At 42.4% G+C, this 20172-nt stretch carries 15 protein-coding genes, 1 other RNA gene and 1 other annotated feature (1 of these 17 cut by a window edge); all 16 genes read left to right on the forward strand.

Going from position 1 to position 20172, the window contains the following annotated elements:
* Positions 1 to 155, forward strand: a binding site (T-box leader) (it extends 75 nt beyond the left edge of the window).
* Between the two features lie 52 nt (positions 156 to 207).
* The 16 genes from hisS (at position 208) to alaS (ending at position 20158) form a co-directional block, all read left to right on the forward strand.
* Positions 208 to 1479 carry a histidine--tRNA ligase gene (gene hisS / locus ACYQY7_RS00730; protein WP_461200252.1) on the forward strand — a complete coding sequence of 424 codons (1272 nt, stop codon included), beginning with the start codon at positions 208 to 210 and terminating at the stop codon, positions 1477 to 1479.
* An 11-nt stretch (positions 1480 to 1490) separates the two neighbouring features.
* A complete protein-coding gene (gene aspS / locus ACYQY7_RS00735) occupies positions 1491 to 3269 on the forward strand; it encodes an aspartate--tRNA ligase (protein ID WP_461200253.1) in 1779 nt (592 codons plus the stop codon).
* 50 nt (positions 3270 to 3319) lie between these two features.
* Positions 3320 to 3512: non-coding RNA, 6S RNA (ssrS, locus tag ACYQY7_RS00740), on the forward strand.
* A gap of 111 nt (positions 3513 to 3623) precedes the next feature.
* Positions 3624 to 4388 carry a tRNA threonylcarbamoyladenosine dehydratase gene (locus ACYQY7_RS00745; RefSeq protein ID WP_461200254.1) on the forward strand — a complete coding sequence of 255 codons (765 nt, stop codon included), beginning with the start codon at positions 3624 to 3626 and terminating at the stop codon, positions 4386 to 4388.
* Positions 4389 to 4532: 144 nt separating this feature from the next.
* Positions 4533 to 7592 (forward strand): efflux RND transporter permease subunit, encoded by a 3060-nt coding sequence (locus ACYQY7_RS00750; protein WP_461200255.1) that lies wholly within the window; start codon positions 4533 to 4535, stop codon positions 7590 to 7592.
* 79 nt (positions 7593 to 7671) lie between these two features.
* A complete protein-coding gene (locus ACYQY7_RS00755) occupies positions 7672 to 8481 on the forward strand; it encodes a TetR/AcrR family transcriptional regulator (RefSeq protein WP_461200256.1) in 810 nt (269 codons plus the stop codon).
* 12 nt (positions 8482 to 8493) lie between these two features.
* A complete protein-coding gene (locus ACYQY7_RS00760; protein WP_461200257.1) occupies positions 8494 to 9774 on the forward strand; it encodes a replication-associated recombination protein A in 1281 nt (426 codons plus the stop codon).
* 73 nt (positions 9775 to 9847) lie between these two features.
* Positions 9848 to 10264: a cysteine metabolism transcriptional regulator CymR gene (cymR, locus tag ACYQY7_RS00765; RefSeq protein ID WP_009361688.1), complete on the forward strand. Its 417-nt coding sequence runs from the start codon at positions 9848 to 9850 to the stop codon at positions 10262 to 10264.
* A 15-nt stretch (positions 10265 to 10279) separates the two neighbouring features.
* Positions 10280 to 11425 carry a cysteine desulfurase family protein gene (locus ACYQY7_RS00770; RefSeq protein ID WP_461200258.1) on the forward strand — a complete coding sequence of 382 codons (1146 nt, stop codon included), beginning with the start codon at positions 10280 to 10282 and terminating at the stop codon, positions 11423 to 11425.
* A gap of 14 nt (positions 11426 to 11439) precedes the next feature.
* Positions 11440 to 12537: a tRNA 2-thiouridine(34) synthase MnmA gene (mnmA, locus tag ACYQY7_RS00775; protein WP_461200259.1), complete on the forward strand. Its 1098-nt coding sequence runs from the start codon at positions 11440 to 11442 to the stop codon at positions 12535 to 12537.
* 62 nt (positions 12538 to 12599) lie between these two features.
* Entirely contained in the window at positions 12600 to 13256 is a 657-nt protein-coding gene (locus tag ACYQY7_RS00780; RefSeq protein WP_461200260.1) for a tetratricopeptide repeat protein, read from the forward strand.
* Between the two features lie 12 nt (positions 13257 to 13268).
* Complete coding sequence (gene recD2, locus ACYQY7_RS00785; RefSeq protein WP_461200261.1) at positions 13269 to 15623, forward strand: SF1B family DNA helicase RecD2; 2355 nt, start codon at positions 13269 to 13271, stop codon at positions 15621 to 15623.
* A 99-nt stretch (positions 15624 to 15722) separates the two neighbouring features.
* Positions 15723 to 15914, forward strand: a complete 192-nt coding sequence (locus ACYQY7_RS00790; RefSeq protein ID WP_032100167.1) for a hypothetical protein — start codon at positions 15723 to 15725, stop codon at positions 15912 to 15914.
* Between the two features lie 10 nt (positions 15915 to 15924).
* Positions 15925 to 16065 carry a YrzQ family protein gene (locus ACYQY7_RS00795; RefSeq protein WP_080730253.1) on the forward strand — a complete coding sequence of 47 codons (141 nt, stop codon included), beginning with the start codon at positions 15925 to 15927 and terminating at the stop codon, positions 16063 to 16065.
* A 91-nt stretch (positions 16066 to 16156) separates the two neighbouring features.
* Positions 16157 to 17215 carry an AI-2E family transporter gene (locus ACYQY7_RS00800; RefSeq protein ID WP_461200262.1) on the forward strand — a complete coding sequence of 353 codons (1059 nt, stop codon included), beginning with the start codon at positions 16157 to 16159 and terminating at the stop codon, positions 17213 to 17215.
* 309 nt (positions 17216 to 17524) lie between these two features.
* The gene (gene alaS / locus ACYQY7_RS00805; protein ID WP_461200263.1) at positions 17525 to 20158 is read left to right on the forward strand and encodes an alanine--tRNA ligase; all 2634 of its coding nucleotides are present in this window, start codon (positions 17525 to 17527) and stop codon (positions 20156 to 20158) included.
* Positions 20159 to 20172: the final 14 nt, after the last annotated feature.

Below are 20172 nucleotides of genomic sequence, written 5' to 3' on the forward strand. Positions count from 1 at the left end.
CTCCATGATGACTTAACGAACGAACACTCCGTAGGTTTCTCTTTGAACGCGTCATCGTTAGTAGGAGAGAACGCTTTCCGAGCGTTATCGGATGAAAGTGGAAGCATGCGCTTCAACTAGGGTGGCACCACGGGAATTCGTCTCTCGTCCCTAATTTATTAGGGGTGGGAGATTTTTGTTTGCATAAAAACTAAAGGAGGGAAACATATGTCATTTCAAATTCCGCGCGGGACGCAAGACATTTTGCCAGAACAAGCAGCAAAATGGCAATATATTGAACAAATTGCGCGCGAACTTTGTCGCCGTTACAATTATCAAGAAATTCGCACGCCAATTTTTGAACATACGGAACTATTTTTACGCGGTGTCGGCGATACAACGGATATCGTTCAAAAAGAAATGTACACGTTTGAAGATCGTGGCGGTCGGAGTTTAACGCTTCGTCCAGAAGGAACAGCAGCAGTCGTCCGTTCATTTGTTGAAAATAAAATGTACGGATATCCGAATCAACCGGTGAAACTGTATTATATGGGGCCGATGTTTCGTTACGAACGTCCGCAAGCAGGTCGTTTTCGTCAATTCGTCCAATTTGGTGTCGAAGCGCTCGGAAGTAACGATCCAGCGATTGACGCTGAAGTCATTGCTTTAGCAATGGATATATATCGCTCGCTCGGACTAAAAAAACTGAAGCTTGTTATCAATAGTTTAGGCGATAGCGAAAGTAGAAAAGCGCACCGTCAAGCGCTCATTGACCATTTTCAACCTCGCATTCATGAGTTTTGTGACGATTGCCAAGCGCGGTTACATAAAAATCCGATGCGTATTTTAGACTGTAAAAAAGATCGTGATCATGAGTTCATGCGCACGGCTCCATCGATTCTTGATTACTTAAATGAACAGTCGCGCACATATTTTGAAAAAGTGCAAATGTATTTACAAAAGCTTGGCATCGCATTTGAAGTCGATTCGCGGCTTGTGCGAGGTTTAGATTATTACAATCATACGGCGTTTGAAATCATGAGCGAGGCAGAAGGATTTGGCGCCATTACGACATTATGCGGCGGTGGACGTTATAACGGTCTTGTTCAAGAAATTGGCGGACCTGAAACGCCTGGTATCGGATTTGCCCTAAGCATTGAACGCTTGCTTGCTGCATTAGAGGCTGAGAGTATTTCGTTACCGATTTCAGAAGGAATTGACTGTTATGTTGTGGCATTAGGAGAACAAGCAAAAGAAGAAGCGGTTGCTCTCGTCGCTGCCCTTCGTCAAGAAGGTGTTTCGGCAGAAAAAGACTATCAAGACCGTAAAGTGAAGGCTCAACTTAAAGCAGCTGACCGTTTACATGCGACATACGTTGCTATTTTAGGAGAAGATGAACTGCAAAAAGGTGTCATTAACGTCAAACATATGGCAACAGGGGAACAGCAAGAAGTACCTCTTGACATGTTTGTTTCACATATGAAAAACGCATTGCAATAGGAGGGGAAAGTATGTTCGGAAGGACGCATTATTGTGGAGAAGTAACAGATACAGCGATTGGTCAAACGGTGCGCTTAAAAGGATGGGTGCAAAAGCGTCGCGATCTAGGAGGGCTTATTTTCATTGATTTGCGCGACCGCACAGGCATCGTTCAAATTGTATTTAGTCCAGATGTATCGAAAGAGGCGTTGCAAGTAGCGGAAACGATTCGTAGCGAATACGTGTTAGACGTAGAAGGCACAGTCGTTCAACGTGAAGAAGGGCAAGTGAACCGAAATTTACCGACTGGAACAGTTGAAGTACATGCGATACATGTGACGATTTTAAGTGAAGCGAAAACACCGCCGTTTCCGATTTCAGATAAAACGGACGTATCAGAAGATGTTCGCTTAAAATATCGTTATTTAGATTTACGTCGCCCTGTGATGTTCCAAACGTTTCAAATGCGCCATCAAGTGACGAAAGCGATTCGCGACTTTTTAGATGAGGAAGGTTTTTTAGAAGTAGAAACGCCAATTTTAACGAAAAGTACGCCAGAAGGGGCGCGCGATTACTTAGTGCCAAGCCGAGTGCACCCAGGCGAGTTTTATGCGTTGCCACAGTCGCCACAAATTTTTAAACAATTATTAATGGTCGCTGGCTTCGAACGGTATTATCAAATTGCTCGTTGTTTCCGAGATGAAGATTTACGTGCTGACCGTCAGCCCGAATTTACACAAGTCGATATTGAAACATCATTTATGAGTCAAGACGATATTTTAGCAATGGTCGAGCGCATGATGGCGCGCGTCATGAAAGTCGCAAAAGGGATTGACATTCCTATTCCATTCCCGCGCATGTCATATGATGAAGCGATCGCTCGCTTCGGCTCGGACAAGCCAGATACTCGCTTTGGACTTGAGCTTGTCGATTTATCTGAGCAAGTGAGAGAATGTGGCTTTAAAGTGTTCGCCAGCGCAGTACAAAACGGTGGACAAGTGAAGGCGATCAACGTCAAAGGGGCAGCCGACAAATATTCCCGCAAAGATATTGATGCGTTGACGGAATATGTCGCCCGTTACGGAGCAAAAGGATTAGCTTGGTTGAAAGTTGAAGTAGACGGTCTGAAAGGTCCAATTGCTAAGTTTTTTAATGAAGATGAGCAAAAGCAAATGATGCAAACGCTTGAGACAGAAACAGGCGATTTGCTATTATTTGTTGCTGATAAAAAATCAGTCGTGGCAGATGCGCTCGGTGCGTTGCGCTTAAAATTAGGAAAAGATTTGAAGTTGATTGACGAATCAGTATTCCATTTCTTATGGATTACAGACTGGCCACTTTTTGAGTACGATGAAGAAGAAGGTCGCTATTATGCAGCACATCATCCGTTTACAATGCCTGTTCGTGAAGATGTGCCAAAATTTGAAACAGATCCAGCAAGCGTCCGTGCGCAAGCGTATGATCTTGTGTTAAACGGGTATGAGTTAGGTGGGGGATCGCTCCGTATTTTCGAGCGCAATATACAAGAAAAAATGTTTAAAACGCTCGGTTTTACTGAAGAACAAGCGCGCGAACAGTTCGGTTTCTTACTTGAAGCGTTTGAATACGGTACACCTCCGCACGGTGGAATTGCTCTCGGATTAGACCGTCTTGTCATGTTGCTTGCGGGTCGTTCGAATTTGCGCGATACGATTGCCTTCCCGAAAACAGCGAGCGCAAGCTGCTTGCTAACGGAAGCGCCGAGTGCAGTAAGCGAGGCACAATTAGACGAATTGCATTTGTTAGTAAAGGACGTTCAAAAAGTAGACTAAATTTGTAACGTTGCAAATGTATGCGAAGTATGCTAACATACAAGTAACAGCAAGTCCTGATGTGTTTGTCGTATCACCTATTGTTTTGACCGAACAATGTGTGATACGGGAGCTCGGGTTTTCAAGTAGCGTGCATGCCTCATTTACATACCGAGGACGTACATAAGCTTGAAACAGGGCACCCACCTGTGAGAGAGCGGGTTCAAAACAAAGGCCATCAGCGACGGCACGATTGGGACTAAGCAACAAAAACGAATAAAGCCTTGACGTAAAGAACATGCTTTACGTTAAGGCTTTTTTTGTGCCATAATGCATGTATATCCGATTGAAATACTTACATATGGGAGGAACAACATGTTACATCAATTTTCTCGTAACGAATTAGCAATCGGGAAAGAAGGGTTGAAACGATTAAGCGAAAGTACGGTGGCGATTCTCGGCATTGGCGGTGTCGGATCGTTTGCAGTAGAAGCGCTAGCTCGTTCAGGCGTCGGGCGCCTCATTTTAATCGATAAAGACGATATTGACATTACAAATGTCAATCGGCAAATTCATGCCTTATTGTCAACTGTTGGACGTCCGAAAGTGGAAGTGATGAAAGAGCGCATTGCTGATATTAATCCAGCATGTGAAGTCATTGCGTTAAAAATGTTTTACACGGAAGAAACGTATGAGCAAATTTTTTCGTATGACATTGACTATGTCATTGATGCATCGGATACAATTTCGTATAAAATTCATTTAATGAAACAATGTTTAGAACGCAATATTCCAATCATTTCAAGCATGGGAGCAGCAAATAAAATGGATCCAACTCGCTTTCGCATCGCTGATATTTCAAAAACGCATACGGATCCGATTGCAAAAGTCATTCGCACAAGATTGCGAAAAGAAGGAATTAGAAAAGGTATTACCGTTGTTTTCTCAGATGAAAGCCCAATCGTTATTCGCGAAGATGTTCGCAAAGAAGTAGGAAACGATGAAGCAACGATTCGCAAGGCGAAAATGCCGCCGTCATCGAATGCGTTCGTTCCATCTGTCGCTGGTCTCATTATGGCGGCCCATGTCGTGCAACAATTATTAAAAGACATTCCGATTCAACGTGTTGATCAACAATAAGCGCAAAGGGAGCCCCTTTGCGCTTTCTTTATCGCACATTATTAGTTGCAAAGGAAAAGAATTTGAATTATAGTGAAGATGTGACTATGTGGTCGTAACAAAACGACCATTCGGTCATATTTTGAGAAAGAAAGGAAGAGCGGGATGAACTTTTTAACGAGGTTTAGTTTAAAAAATGCGGTCGCCGTATTTATTATTTCATTTCTACTCATATTAGGCGGGCTATATTCATTTTCTTCTTTAAAAGTGGATTTGCTTCCAAATATTGAGTTTCCACAATTGTCTGTGGAAGTCATTTATCCGGGTGCTTCACCGGAAGATATGAGCGAGCAAGTGACGGCGAAGTTAGAAGAAAAATTTAAAGCAATTGAAGGAGTAAAGAAGATTCAAAGTTCGTCATTTGAAAGTATCGCCATCGTAAATTTAGAATTTCCATTTAACACAGATATGGAAGAAGTTGAACGACAAGTTGAATCGCTAATGAAAGAAGCAAATTTACCAGAAAATGTGCAGACGAAAGTGAATCGTTTCTCGTTTGGTACGTTCCCGATTTATAACATTTCTGTATTTGCTAAAGGAGATACGAATGCACAGCAGCTTTTAGATGAGACAATTATTCCAGAACTTAAAAAAATTAACGGAATTAACTCCATTTCCGTCGGTGGAATGGAAGAAAAATTAATTCAAATTACAGTAGACAAACAAAAAGCGTTGCAATACGGCTTAAGCTTAACGCAAATTAAAGAACAAATTAACGAAAAGTTTTTAGCATTCCCAGCTGGAAACGTTCAAACAGAAACGGTACAAATTCCGATTCGCGTTCAACAAAAAATTGAAACGATAAAACAGCTTGAAAATTTACCATTATCTTCTCCGATCATGAATGCATCACCAGGTGCGCCGGCAAGCGGGCAAGAAGCACCGACAACGATTACATTAAAAGATGTCGCGACGATTGAACCTGTCACAGAACAAGGAGAAATCACGCGCTACAATTTAAACGCTGCACTGTCGATGGCCATTACAAAAAAGCAAGATGCCAATACGGTTGAAGTGGCAGAAAAAGTGCTAAACGTGCTTGACAAATATAAAGACAAAATCGATTATGCAATCGGATTTGATTCAGCAGAGGGAATTAAAAAGTCAGTTGAAACGCTCGTGCGTGAAGGATTGCTCGGAGCATTGTTTGCATCCATTGCAGTGCTTATCTTTTTACGCAACGTTCGTGCAACAATTATCGCAATTATTTCTATTCCTCTATCTTTATTAGTTGCATCGATTTTCCTGCAACGAATGGATATTTCTTTAAACATTATGACGCTAGGTGGAATGGCTGTTGCGGTCGGGCGCGTAGTTGACGATAGCATCGTTGTCATCGAAAACATTTTCCGACGCGTGCGCAAATCGAAAACGGGGATGACAGATGAACTTGTCGAAGATTCAACAAAAGAAATTTTAAAGGCAATCACTTCTTCGACCATTACAACAGTCGTTGTCTTTTTACCGCTCGGTCTTGTTGGCGGCGTAACAGGTGAGTTTTTCCTACCATTTGCGTTAACGATCGTATTTTCACTTTTAATGTCGCTCGTTGTTGCCATTACGATCGTTCCGATTTTAGCAAAATTCTCGTTTAAAAAGGTGCCGCTAGAAGAAAAAGAAGGGGCATTGCAGCGAGTTTACGGGAAAACGATCGAATGGGCGTTGAATCATAAAAAAACTGTCTTGTTTTTGTCCGTTTTATTGCTCGGAAGTTCATTCGCCATTGTACCGAAATTAGGCTTTACATTTATTCCAAACGAAGAACAAAAATCATTAATCGCTGCCGTCGAACTTCCATCGTCTACGCCATTAGAAAAAACGAACGATGTATCGTTGAAAATCGAAAATATGTTTGCTTCGATGAAGGAGATTGAAGAAGTTACTGCAGGAATTGGTACGCGCGACTTCCGAAGCGGATTAAAACGGAAAAACCAGGCTAACTATTTTATTACGTTGAAAGAAGACACAAACGTGAGCGCATTTATTAAAAAGTTAGAAAAAGAAATGGAAACGATCGCCCAAACAGAAGTAAAAGGTGCAAAAGTCGGCGTCCAAGAATTGCAAACAGGCGGACCGCCGTCTAACAATAACGTGAACATTGACTTATACTCGACAAACTTAACAGCGTTACAACAAGCAGCGAAAGATGTAGAGCTTTATTTGAAAAAGCGTTACGATTTAAAATATGTCACAAACAACTTTACAGATAAACAAAAGCAAGTCGTCGTTAACATTGATACGAACAAAGCAATGGAATATGGCGTATCAGGATTCCAAATTCTCGGTACAATCGCCGATCAAACTCGTCCGGTGCAAGTCGGTACGTTGACGTTAGACGATGAAGAACGGACGGTACAATTGTCATATGATAAACAAATAGCATCGATAGAGGAGTTAGAAAACACGCTTATTTTCACAAAGTTTGGTCCAGTGCCAGTAAAACAATTGGCAGATGTCAAAGAAGTCGATACATTTACATCGATTCAAAAACTAGATGGAAAAGTGTTTGCTCGCGTTTCTGCCCAAATCGTAGGCGATAACATTCAAAAAGTCACACAAGACGTCATCAATGGCGTGAAACAAGACGTACAGTTACCAAAAGACGTCTCACTTGAAGGCGGCGGTGGAAGCGATGAAACGGTAGAAACGTTCCAACAGCTCGGTTTAGCGATGGTTGTAGCCATTGGGCTTGTGTATATTACGATGCTTATTACGTTCGGAAAAGCGCGTATTCCGTTCATCATTTTATCGTCGCTCATATTCGTCCCAATTGGTTCTTTGCTCGGTTTATTTATTGCGAATGAACCGATGTCCGTCAGCGTTATGATCGGTTTATTAATGCTCATTGGAATTGTCACAACGAATGCGATCGTTCTCGTTGACCGCATCGGCCAAAATCGTGAGCAAAAAGGAATGACGATTCGTCACGCGCTTATTGAAGCAGGAAAAACGCGGCTACGCCCAATTTTAATGACAGCTTTTGCGACGGTTGCTGCACTCATTCCGCTTGCGCTTACGAAATCATCAGGGACGCTCATTTCTAAAGGATTAGCGATTACGGTCATCGGCGGATTGACATCGTCAACATTGTTGACGTTAATTCTCGTTCCTGTTGTGTATGAACTATTTTTCTTCCGTCAAGCGAAAAAAGAACGACAAGCATAATTGGTGACAGGCTGACTGAAAACTGGTCAGCCTGTTGTGTTATAATAAAACGAGAAATGAACAATAAGGATGAGGCCGAGTGAGCAGAAAAGAGCAAATTATTGAAGTGGCGATGAAATTATTTGCGGAAAAAGGGTATCATGCAACATCAATGCAAGAAATCGCCGAACATAGTCAGTTAGCAAAAGGCTCGCTATACAACTACTTTAAATCAAAAGAAGAAATTGTTTTATCCATTTTTCAATATCATTACGATCAGTTGTTTCAACAATTTGCGCATGTCGCTTCAGATCGTTCGTTGACGGCGCGTGAAAAATTTTTAAAACAACTTTCTTTGCAAATTGAAGCGTTTGAACGACATAAAGAAATTGTGCAAATGCATATGGGCGATCATGCACAAAAAGTAAGTGAAGATGTTCATGCACTTGTTTTACGTATTCGTTCCCATTTATTTGACTGGTACGTTCAATCACTCATAGATGTATACGGGGAACGTATTCGTCCGTATGTGCTTGATTGTGCCATTATGTTAAATGGCATGTTAAAGGAATATTTATTTTTCGCTTTGTTTGAAAAACAATCGCTTCCTTTTCACAGATTAGCTCCTTTTTTAATGGAGCGGATTGACGCCCTTGTCGACAGTTTACAGCACGACATGCCGCTCCTTAGTCACGATGCCCAAGCGGAAAAAACACGTGCACTTGTGCTCATTGAGGAGATGATCGAAGAAGCGAACGATCATCATATGATGGAGTTGCTGAAACAATTGAAAGAGGAAATGGAGCGAGATGAACCGCGAAAAGCGATTATTGAAGCGTTTCTTTTATATTTACAACAAAGTAACATGCGCCAGTTTGTTCCTGCCTTACGTGCAGCGCTAGCATTGTGAGGTGAGAAAATGATGTTGTTTACTCAAGAGCCGCTTGCTTATCGTATGCGTCCACGCACGATCGATGAAGTCATCGGACAAGACGATGTCATTGGTTCACATACAGCATTATATCGAATGATTAAAAACGGCTATGTGCCATCGCTGTTGCTTTACGGACCGCCTGGCGTCGGCAAAACATCGCTCGCTTATGCGATTGCTGGAACGATGCAACGACCGTTTTATATGCTAAATGCGACAACGGCGGGAAAAAAAGAAATCGAACAAATTGTGGCAGATGCTCGCTTGGAAGGCAACGTCATTTTATTTATTGATGAAATTCATCGTTTTACGAAAGCGCAGCAAGATTATTTATTGCCACATGTCGAAAACGGTCTTATTACGCTTATTGGGGCGACGACGGAAAATCCGTTTCATTCGATTAATCCAGCTGTTCGAAGTCGTTTAGGACAAATTAAACAGTTGCAACCATTGACAAAAGAGAAGACGATGGAGTTGTTACGACGCGCTTTAGTTGATCGCGAACGAGGATTTGGTCATTGGCATATTGAAATTAGCGATGAGGCGCTTTCGATGATTGCTGAAGGAGCAAACGGCGATGCGCGCACGGCGTTAACTTTGTTGGAGGAAGCGGTATATGCAACGAAGCAAGATGGTCAACGCGCTGTTGTGGATCTTCGTACCGTTTTGTTTTGTGTAGAAAAAAAGGCATTGACGTATGATAAACAAGGAGATACGTACTATTCTTTACTCTCCGCTTTTCAAAAAAGCATTCGTGGTAGCGATGTTGATGCTGCGCTTCATTATTTGGCACGACTGCTTGAAGGTGGAGACCTTACCGCTGTTTGTCGTCGTCTTGCAGTCATCGCTTATGAAGATATTGGATTAGCGAATCCACTGATCGGAGTGAAAGTGATGAGTGCAATCGAAGCAGCTGAACGTCTCGGTATGCCAGAAGCGCGCATTCCGCTTTCGGTCGTGACGATTGACATGTGTTTATCACCGAAATCAAATAGCGCATATAAGGCAATTGATCAAGCACTTATGGATGTGCGAAACGGAAAAGGACAGTCGATTCCGCTTCATCTGCAAGACGCTCACTATGCGGGAGCGAAACATCTTGGACGCGGAATAGGGTATAAATATCCACACGATTATCCGTATAGTTGGGTGGCACAACAATACTTGCCTGATGATTTAATCAGGGTGCAGTATTATGAACCGAAACAAAACGGAGAAGAAAAACAACTCGCCCATGTGTATGAGCGACTAAACGAGCGAAAAAAACAGTAACGTTCCTTTGTTTCGCATTTTTATGTTATAATGGCTTGTGTTTCTTTTGACAGTTGATGAGGGGATGATTCGTTTGAAAATATCTACAAAAGGTCGATACGGTTTAACGATTATGATCGAATTGGCTAAACGGTATGGAGAGGGACCAATTTCATTAAAGTCGATTGCTCAAATGAACAATTTATCGGAACATTATTTAGAACAACTCATTTCCCCATTGCGAAATGCTGGTTTAGTAAAAAGTATTCGCGGCGCGTATGGAGGCTACATTTTAGCAAATGAACCGTCGAAAATTACAGCAGGTGATGTCATTCGTGTATTAGAAGGGCCGTTGCAAGTCGTTGAAGAACTAGAAGATGAAGAACCGGCGAAGCGTGAATTATGGATGCGCATTCGCGATGCGGTAAAAGAAGTGTTAGATAGCACGACGCTTGAAGACTTAGCAAGCCATACGGACGACCATGGTGACGCATATATGTTTTACATTTAAGAAAGGAGAATGTATTTGGAGCGCATTTATTTCGATCACGCAGCAACGTCCCCTGTTCATCCGCAAGTCATAGAGGCAATGATTCCGTATATGACGATATATTTTGGGAATCCATCAAGCATTCATTCGTTCGGCCGTGAAAGTCGACGCGCGCTTGATGAAGCGAGGGAGACAATCGCGAAAACAATTGGGGCAAAAGCAAACGAAATTATTTTTACAAGCGGAGGAACAGAAGCGGATAATTTAGCGTTGGTGGGCGTAGCGATGGCGAATCGCGAAAAAGGTCGTCATATGATTACAACGTCCGTCGAACATCACGCTGTATTAAACACGTGCAAATATTTACAAAAACAAGGATTTGATGTGACGTATTTACCTGTTGATGAACATGGGATTATTTCGGTTGAACAGCTAAAAAGCGCTTTGCGTGATGATACGATTATCGTATCTGTGATGTTTGGCAACAATGAAACCGGCGTGTTGCAACCGATTCATGACATCGGTCAATTGCTTCGTGACCATGATGCTTATTTCCATACAGATGCGGTGCAAGCATATGGCCTCGTTTCGATTGATGTGCATGAACTGGGTATTGATTTACTTTCCGTATCTAGCCATAAAATTAACGGACCAAAGGGAGTCGGCTTTTTATATGCACGCGAAGGCGTTCGTCTTGCTCCGCACATATACGGAGGAGAACAAGAACGAAAACGGCGTGCGGGAACAGAAAACGTACCCGGTATTGTCGGATTGCAAAAAGCAGCTGAACTTGCGCAACAAATGATGCCTGAAAAAAGAGCATTGTATGAGCAATTTCAACGTACTATGCTTGCGACATTTGAACGGGAAGGCATTCATTACGCGGTAAACGGTCATGAAACAAATCGCTTGCCGCATGTATTGAATGTGGCGTTTTTTGGAACAAATGTAGAAGCATTGCTTGTCAATTTAGATTTAGCAGGTATTGCTGCATCAAGCGGATCAGCATGTACGGCTGGCTCCATTGATCCGTCCCATGTGTTAGTGGCGATGTACGGAAATGACTCGGAGCGTATTCGTTCTTCTGTTCGTTTTAGCTTTGGGTATGGCAATACGATTGAACAAGTGAAACGTGCCGCATATGATATTGCAAAAATTGTGAAGCGACTAACAAAAGCGTGAAAGGAGGGAAAACGATGGCAAGAGTAGTCGTAGGCATGTCCGGTGGAGTTGACTCATCGGTCGCGGCATTATTGTTAAAACAACAAGGATATGATGTCATCGGCATTTTTATGAAAAACTGGGACGATACCGATGAAAACGGGGTATGTACGGCAACGGAAGATTATGAAGATGTTGTGCGTGTTTGCAATCAAATGGGTATCCCGTATTATGCAGTTAATTTTGAAAAGCAATATTGGGAAAAAGTATTTACGTATTTTTTAGATGAATATAAAGCAGGGCGCACGCCAAATCCAGATGTGATGTGCAATAAAGAAATTAAATTTAAAGCGTTTTTAGAACATGCGATGGCGCTTGGTGCTGACTATTTAGCAACAGGTCATTATGCGCGCGTTGCCTATCGCGATGGTGAATATCAATTGTTGCGCGGATTAGATGCAAACAAAGATCAAACGTACTTTTTAAATCAACTCGGACAAGCGCAATTGTCGAAAGTGCTGTTTCCGATCGGGGAATTGCAAAAATCGCAAGTGCGCGAAATTGCAAAAGAAACAGGGCTTGCGACAGCAGGAAAAAAAGATAGCACAGGCATTTGTTTCATCGGCGAGCGCAATTTCAAGCAGTTTTTAAGCAATTATTTACCTGCGCAACCGGGCGAGATGCAAACGCTCGATGGACAAGTGAAAGGCACGCACGATGGGTTAATGTATTATACGATCGGACAGCGACACGGACTTGGTATCGGTGGTAGCGGAGAGCCTTGGTTTGTCGTCGGGAAAAACGTAAAAGAAAACATTTTATATGTGGCGCAAGGATTTGATAATGAATTACTTTATTCTGATGCAATTATTGCAACGAATGTGAATTGGGTCAGCGACCGAAAGCCAAGTGAACCGATTTCATGTACAGCGAAATTCCGTTATCGCCAACCAGATGTGCCGGTAACAGTAGAAATGATCGATGGGACGGTCGCGCGTGTGTCATTCAGTCAACGGGTGCGCGCAGTAACTCCAGGTCAAGCGGTCGTGTTCTACAACGGTGAACAATGTCTAGGTGGCGGAACGATCGATCAAGTCTTTCGCGATGGAGAAAAACTCACATACGTTGGTTAACCTTCAACTCAACAGACGAGTTGAAGGCTTTTTTGTTATAATATTGATATGAGGTGATAGCAATGGATTACAATGCGCAAGGCATTCAATATATGCAGCAAGGAAAATATGAAGAAGCGGTCAAATGCTTTCATGAAGCAATTGAACAACGACCGAATGACCCTGTTGGCTACATTAATTTCGGGAACGTATTAGCAGCGGTCGGGGAAGAAGAAAAGGCGATACGTTTTTTTCACAAAGCGATTGAACTTGATGAAAAAGCCGCAACCGCATATTACGGACTCGGATCGATTTATTACAATCGCCAACAGTTCGAACTTGCAAAACAACAATTTGAACGGGCGATTCAAGCTGGATTAACGGACGGCGATGTGTTTTTTATGCTTGGCATGTCGCTCATGTATTTAGAGCAGCCTCGTTTAGCGATGCCGTATTTTCAGCGGGCAGTAGAATTAAACAAGCGCGATGTGGAAGCGACGTTTCAGCTTGGACTTTGCTTAGCTCAATTGCAGTTTGTCGATGAGGCGATGACGTATTTTAAACGGACGATTCATTTAAACGATCAACATGCGGATGCGTACTACAATTTAGGTGTGGCCTATGCATACAAAGACGATCCGAAAACTGCACATGCGATGTTTGAAAAGGCGCTTATCATTCAGCCGGATCATTTGTTAGCAGGTCATGGGAAAAAGCTAATGGAGCAAGCATTACAGTAAAAAAAGGGGGGGATGGCGTTGCAACAACAGTTAGACTTAGACGGACGATCATTTATTAAAGGCGTCCATGTCGGTACAATTTTTCATAACGAAGACAATTTATATTCGGTCATTCGTGTGCGTGTGGAAGAAACAAATGAAGCGCATATAGAAAAAGATGTTGTTGTGACAGGCTATTTCCCTTTGCTCGGCGAGCATGATACATATACGTTTTTCGGCTCATTTAAAGAACATCCGCGCTTTGGGAAACAATATGTTGCCGATCATTTTCGAAAAGAGTTTCCTGAGACGAAAGAAGGAGTCATTCAATATTTAGCGGGAGGCATGTTTAAAGGAATCGGCAAAAAAACAGCAACCGCCATCGTAGAAACTTTAGGCGAGAGAGCCATTTCTAAAATATTAGAAGACCCCGATGTGCTCGCGAACGTACCGAAACTGACAAAAGCAAAAGCGAAGCAACTGTATGAAACGTTGCGCGAACATGAAGGATTAGAACAAATCATGATCGCTTTATCGCAATTTGGCTTCGGACCGCAATTATCGATGAAGATTTACCAAGTGTACAAAGATGAAACGTTACAAATCATTCGCACAAATCCGTATCAACTTGTGGAAGATGTTGAAGGGATCGGATTCGGCCGTGCAGACGATCTCGGCTTGCAACTCGGCATTTCTGGGAATCATCCTGATCGCATTCGCGCAGGTTGTTTATATGTCATTGAACAACATTGCATGCAAGAAGGACATGTGTATATGACGTATGAACAACTGCTTACAGAAGTAAAACAGCTGTTAGAAGCAAAACGTCAAGAACTTGTTGATGTCTCTTGCATTTCTCGTGAAATGGTTCATTTATCTGAAGAAGGGAAGTTAATCGTTGAAGAAGATCGTTTTTATATCCCTTCGTTATATTTTGCGGAAAAAGGCATTGCGTCAAACGTTAGGCGACTACTCGAACAATGTGATATGTCGACATTTTCCGAAGCGGAATTTTTGCTTGCGCTTGGTGAATGGGAAGAAGAAGCAAATATCCAATATTCGCAAAAACAAAAAGAGGCGATTCAACAAGCGCTTTGTTCCCCGTTGTTCATTTTAACGGGCGGACCAGGCACAGGGAAAACAACGGTCATTAACGGCATCGTTCATTTATTCGCCAAATTACATGGATTATCGCTTGATCCTGCGACCTATGATGCAGACGAGCCGTTTCCCATTTTACTTGCGGCTCCAACCGGACGAGCGGCGAAGCGCATGACGGAATCGACAAGTTTGCCGGCGATGACGATTCATCGTTTGCTCGGCTGGAGTGGTGACGGGTTTCAACGCGGGGAAGACGAACCGATTGACGGAAAGTTGTTAATTGTTGACGAAATGTCTATGGTCGATACGTGGCTAGCAAATCAGTTGTTAAAGTCTGTTCCATCATCGATGCAAGTCATTTTCGTGGGCGATGAGGATCAACTACCGTCGGTCGGACCAGGACAAGTATTAAAAGACTTACTTCGTGCAAACGTCATTCCGACCGTTCGACTAACAGACATTTATCGTCAGGCGGAAGGTTCGTCGATCATTTCGCTTGCTCATGCGATTAAAGATGGAAACATTCCTCATGATTTGACGATTCCACAAAAAGATCGCTCGTTTATTCGTTGCACGAGTGCACAAGTCGTTGACGTTGTAAAAAAAGTAGCTGAAAACGCGAAACAAAAAGGATATCGGGCGAAAGACGTTCAAGTGCTCGCACCGATGTATCGCGGTCATGCGGGAATTAATCGACTCAATGAGACGTTACAACAATTATTCAACCCAAAACATGACAACAAGCGAGAGCTTACTTTTGGTGATGTCGTTTACCGTGTAGGGGATAAAGTGTTGCAACTTGTCAATCAGCCGGATGAAAACGTATTTAATGGAGACATCGGTGAGATCGTTGCTATTTTTTATGCGAATGAAAATGTCGAAAAACAAGATCTCGTTGTCGTTTCGTTTGATGGAAATGAAGTGACGTATCCGAAACAAGAATTGCATCACATTACGCACGCATATTGTTGTTCGATTCATAAATCGCAAGGAAGTGAATTCCCGATCGTCATTTTGCCTGTTGTGAAAAGTTATTATCGCATGCTGCGACGCAATTTATTATACACAGCCATTACGCGCAGTAAGCAATATTTAATTTTATGCGGTGAAGAAGAAGCGTTCCAACTCGGGGTTGTGCGAACAGATGACGGAACGAGACAAACGACGTTATATGAAAAATTAATAGCTGCCATTTCACCTAAGCAACAACTGCTCCCGATGGAAGATGCAAACATCGGGATGGAAGGTGTTACCCCGTATGACTTTATGGAAAATGACGTAACATAACAATGGACACACATATCGGCACGCTTCTTTTTCAATGATGTATGTTTACGTAAAAAAATGACAAAGATAGAAGAAAAAATGAAAAGGAGCGTGCCTTTTATGTTAAAGTGTCCGAACTGTCAAAGTAAAGATTTAGGGAAAATTGGCGTCAACCAGTATTATTGCTGGAATTGCTTTATTGAGCTAACCGTTCAAAAAGGAATGATTTATACGCATCAAGTCGAAGAAGATGGAACGCTTAGCTCGCTTGACGATTTATTCAGCGAACATGAACGAACTTTGTTTTCGTAATGAAAGGAGAATGACGATGAATCGAACAATTGCTTCTTTAATTGCGATCGGTGCTGGAGTGGCAGCGTACCAATTAGCGCAACGAAACGGTGGCATGAACATGCGCAACATGCGAAAAGTCGGCAAACAAATGTTACGTCCATTTATGTAGCGAAAAACGGCAATCTCATTTGAGGTTGCCGTTTTTTTTGTATAACATCTTCTATTTGTCCCCACACTATAGAAGTAAAGGAGGGGTCAGTTTGGAACATCCACATCTTCATTTTTTCGTTCGCTTAACGAAAATGTTATTAGTTTTAATTTTTATTTACTTCGTTGTGAAACTCAAATCCGTATGGCTGCCATTTTTACATATGTTTATTAAAATTATAACCCCTTTTCTTATGGCTGCGTTCATTACATACTTATTGCATCCTGTCGTAGAGTATGTTCATCAACGTGGGATGCCGAGAGCGCTCGCTATTCTTTCCATTTATGCGTTATTTTTTGGTGGAATCGGTTTTGCGGTTTATAAAGGCACACCATTATTTATTGCCCAGCTTGAAGATTTAAATAAAAGTTTACCGATATTTGTCCGCACGTATGAACAATGGACGAATTATATTCATGAAGAAACAGCCACATGGCCCTACGATGTTCATAAACGAATTGAAGCGATGATTACAGAAGCAGAAACGTTTATTAGCGGGGCGGTTACAGGAACAATTATCGGATTGAAACAGCTAATTAATCGAGTCATCGTCTTTTTTATTATTCCGTTTATCGCATTTTACATGTTAAAAGATGTGGAGCTTATCAAAAAAGTGGCATGGGAATGGACTCCGAAAAAATGGCGAAATAAAGGCGTTCAATTTTTGCGCGATGTCGATCGCACACTCGGTGGGTATATTCGTGGACAATTGTTTGTTTGCCTATTGATTGGAACAGCTGCTGCGCTTTCGTTTTGGCTTATTGATATGAAATACCCTCTTTTGCTTGGCATTATCGTTGGCATAACAAACGTCATTCCGTATTTCGGACCAATTATCGGCGCCATTCCAGCAGCGATTATTGCCGCAACCATATCGGTAAACAAATTACTTCTTACTGTCGGCATCGTCTTTTTATTGCAGTTTATTGAAGGAAACATTTTATCTCCACTTATTGTAGGGAAAAGCTTACATTTACATCCGCTAATCATTATGTTTTCCCTATTTGTTGGCGGGGAAATCGGTGGTATCATCGGTTTAATTATTGCTGTTCCGATCGTTGCGATTGGTAAGGCGACATTTGTGCATATTCGTTCATTGAAAACAAATTGACAAAAAAAAGGGGCTTGTCTATAATTTTCACAAGAGTAATACATACAAAAACGATGACGGATCGAGTATGTTACAGTCCATCTTAAAGCGCATTTTGGCGCACAGAGAGGAATTTCCGCGGCTGAAAGAAATTCCAGATGAAGGGTAACAGAACGCTAATCCTGAGTGCAGGCAAATCCTGCCGACGAAGCCACGTTACGGCGGTTGAGGTGATGGACGTTTGTCCATAAACAGGGTGGTACCGCGAGCAAGCTCTCGTCCCTGAGCAGGGATGGGAGTTTTTTATATTTTATGAGGGAGGAAGGAAACGTGAAAAAGCTAACATCTGCTCAAGTTCGTCAAATGTTTTTAGACTTTTTCAAAGAAAAAGGTCACGCCGTTGAGCCGAGCGCATCGCTCATTCCAATTGACGATCCATCGTTGTTATGGATTAATAGCGGTGTAGCCACATTAAAAAAATATTTTGATGGTCGTGTCATTCCAGATAATCCACGCATTTGTAATGCGCAAAAATCGATTCGCACAAACGATATTGAAAATGTCGGAAAAACAGCGCGCCATCATACGTTTTTTGAAATGCTCGGGAACTTCTCAATCGGTGATTATTTTAAACGAGAAGCGATTCATTGGGCATGGGAGTTTTTAACGAGCGAAAAATGGATCGGCTTTGATCCAAATCGTCTTTCTGTCACGATCCATCCAGAAGATGAAGAAGCGTTCGACATTTGGCATAACGAAATCGGGTTGCCAGAAGAACGCATTATTCGGCTAGAAGGAAACTTCTGGGATATCGGGGAAGGTCCAAGTGGCCCAAATACAGAAATTTTTTATGACCGCGGGGAACAATTTGGTAACGACCCGAACGATCCGGAATTATATCCGGGGGGAGAAAACGAACGTTATTTAGAAGTATGGAACCTCGTCTTTTCGCAATTTAACCATAATCCTGACGGTACGTACACGCCGCTTCCGAAGAAAAACATTGATACAGGCATGGGATTAGAGCGAATGTGCTCAATTTTACAAGATGTGCCAACAAACTTTGATACCGACTTATTTATGCCGATCATTCGCGCAACAGAACAAATTTCAGGTGAAGCATATCGTACAAATGCCGAAAAAGACGTGGCATTTAAAGTGATCGCGGATCATATTCGTACCGTAACGTTTGCGATTGGAGACGGTGCCCTTCCATCAAACGAAGGACGCGGTTATGTGTTGCGCCGCTTATTGCGCCGTGCAGTTCGTTATGCGAAACAATTAAACATTCAACGTCCGTTTATGTATGAACTCGTTCCAGTTGTCGGCGAAATTATGGTCGACTATTATCCGGAAGTGAAAGAAAAAGCACAATTTATTCAAAAAGTCATTAAAAACGAAGAAGAGCGCTTCCACGAAACGTTAAGCGAAGGACTTGCGATTTTAGCAAGCGTCATTGAAAAAGAAAAACAACGTGGTAGCGATACAATCAGCGGTGAGGATGTATTCCGCTTGTACGATACATACGGCTTCCCTATTGAATTAACGGAAGAGTATGCGGAAGAAGAAGGAATGAAAGTCGACCATGATGGTTTTGAGCGTGAAATGGAGCGCCAACGTGAACGAGCGCGTGCTGCACGTCAAGATGTCGATTCGATGCAAGTACAAGGTGGCGTATTAGGCGACATTAAAGTAGAAAGCACGTTTGTCGGCTACGATCAACTTTCTGTTTCGTCTGTTGTCGAAGTGATCGTAAAAGACGGTCAACTTGTGAACGAAGTGAGCGAAGGGCAAGAAGCGCAAATAATTTTACGTGAAACGCCGTTTTATGCAGAAAGTGGTGGACAAATTGCGGATCGTGGCTGGATCGAAGGAGAAACAGGAAAAGCGTACGTCAAAGATGTCCAAAAAGCACCGAACGGTCAACATTTACACCATATCGTTGTCGAACATGGGGTCATTCAAACAAATGGCACATACATTGCGCATGTCGATGAAGCAGCGCGCATTAATATCGTGAAAAACCATACAGCGACACATTTGTTGCATCAAGCGTTAAAAGATGTGCTTGGCGTACATGTCAATCAAGCCGGTTCGCTTGTTGCGCCTGACCGTTTACGTTTTGACTTTACGCATTTCGGTCAAGTGAAGCAAGAAGAGCTTGAGCAAATTGAAGCGATTGTGAACGAGCAAATTTGGCGCAACATCCCTGTTGTGATCGACTATAAACCTCTTGATGAAGCAAAAGCGATGGGAGCGATGGCGCTATTTGGCGAAAAATATGGCGACATCGTGCGCGTTGTGCAAGTAGGCGACTATAGCCTAGAGCTTTGCGGTGGTTGCCATGTCACAAATACGGCGGAAATCGGCTTGTTTAAAATCGTTTCTGAATCAGGCATTGGGGCAGGTACACGCCGTATTGAAGCGGTCACAGGAAAAGCTGCGTATCGTTTAATGAACGATCAAATTGCACTGTTAAAAGAAGTAGCGGAAAAATTAAAAACAAATCCGAAAGATGTGGTAACGCGCATCGATACGCTCATGAACGATATACGTGAATTGCAGCGTGAAAATGAATCGCTTTCTGCCCGTTTAAGTCATATGGAAGCGGAAAGCTTAGTAAACCGAGTGAAAGAAGTAAACGGTGTTCAACTTGTCACAAGCAAAGTTAATAACGCCGATATGAACAGCTTGCGTGCGATGGTCGACGATTTAAAACAAAAATTAGGATCAGCAATCATTGTGCTTGCTTCTGTACAACAAAATAAAGTAAACTTAATTGCTGGTGTAACAAACGATTTAGTCGACCGCGGCTATCATGCAGGGAAACTCATTAAAGAAGTAGCGGCGCGCTGCGGCGGTGGCGGCGGTGGCCGAGCAGATTTAGCACAAGCGGGCGGAAAAGATGCGAATAAAGTAGACGAAGCGCTTAAATTTGTCGAACAGTGGGTAAAATCTGTTTAATAAATGGTGGAAAT

The sequence above is a fragment of the Anoxybacillus sp. TBDG-1 genome, from assembly GCF_054815885.1.

Excerpts from the sequence above, each read along its gene's own strand:
- hisS (WP_461200252.1), top strand. The coding sequence starts at position 208 with ATGTCATTTCAAATTCCGCGCGGGACGCAAGACATTTTGCCAGAACAA.
- aspS (WP_461200253.1), top strand. The coding sequence starts at position 1,491 with ATGTTCGGAAGGACGCATTATTGTGGAGAAGTAACAGATACAGCGATT.
- ACYQY7_RS00745 (WP_461200254.1), top strand. The coding sequence starts at position 3,624 with ATGTTACATCAATTTTCTCGTAACGAATTAGCAATCGGGAAAGAAGGG.
- ACYQY7_RS00750 (WP_461200255.1), top strand. The coding sequence starts at position 4,533 with ATGAACTTTTTAACGAGGTTTAGTTTAAAAAATGCGGTCGCCGTATTT.
- ACYQY7_RS00760 (WP_461200257.1), top strand. The coding sequence starts at position 8,494 with ATGTTGTTTACTCAAGAGCCGCTTGCTTATCGTATGCGTCCACGCACG.
- mnmA (WP_461200259.1), top strand. The coding sequence starts at position 11,440 with ATGGCAAGAGTAGTCGTAGGCATGTCCGGTGGAGTTGACTCATCGGTC.
- ACYQY7_RS00780 (WP_461200260.1), top strand. The coding sequence starts at position 12,600 with ATGGATTACAATGCGCAAGGCATTCAATATATGCAGCAAGGAAAATAT.
- recD2 (WP_461200261.1), top strand. The coding sequence starts at position 13,269 with ATGGCGTTGCAACAACAGTTAGACTTAGACGGACGATCATTTATTAAA.
- ACYQY7_RS00790 (WP_032100167.1), top strand. The coding sequence starts at position 15,723 with ATGTTAAAGTGTCCGAACTGTCAAAGTAAAGATTTAGGGAAAATTGGC.
- ACYQY7_RS00795 (WP_080730253.1), top strand. The coding sequence starts at position 15,925 with ATGACGATGAATCGAACAATTGCTTCTTTAATTGCGATCGGTGCTGGA.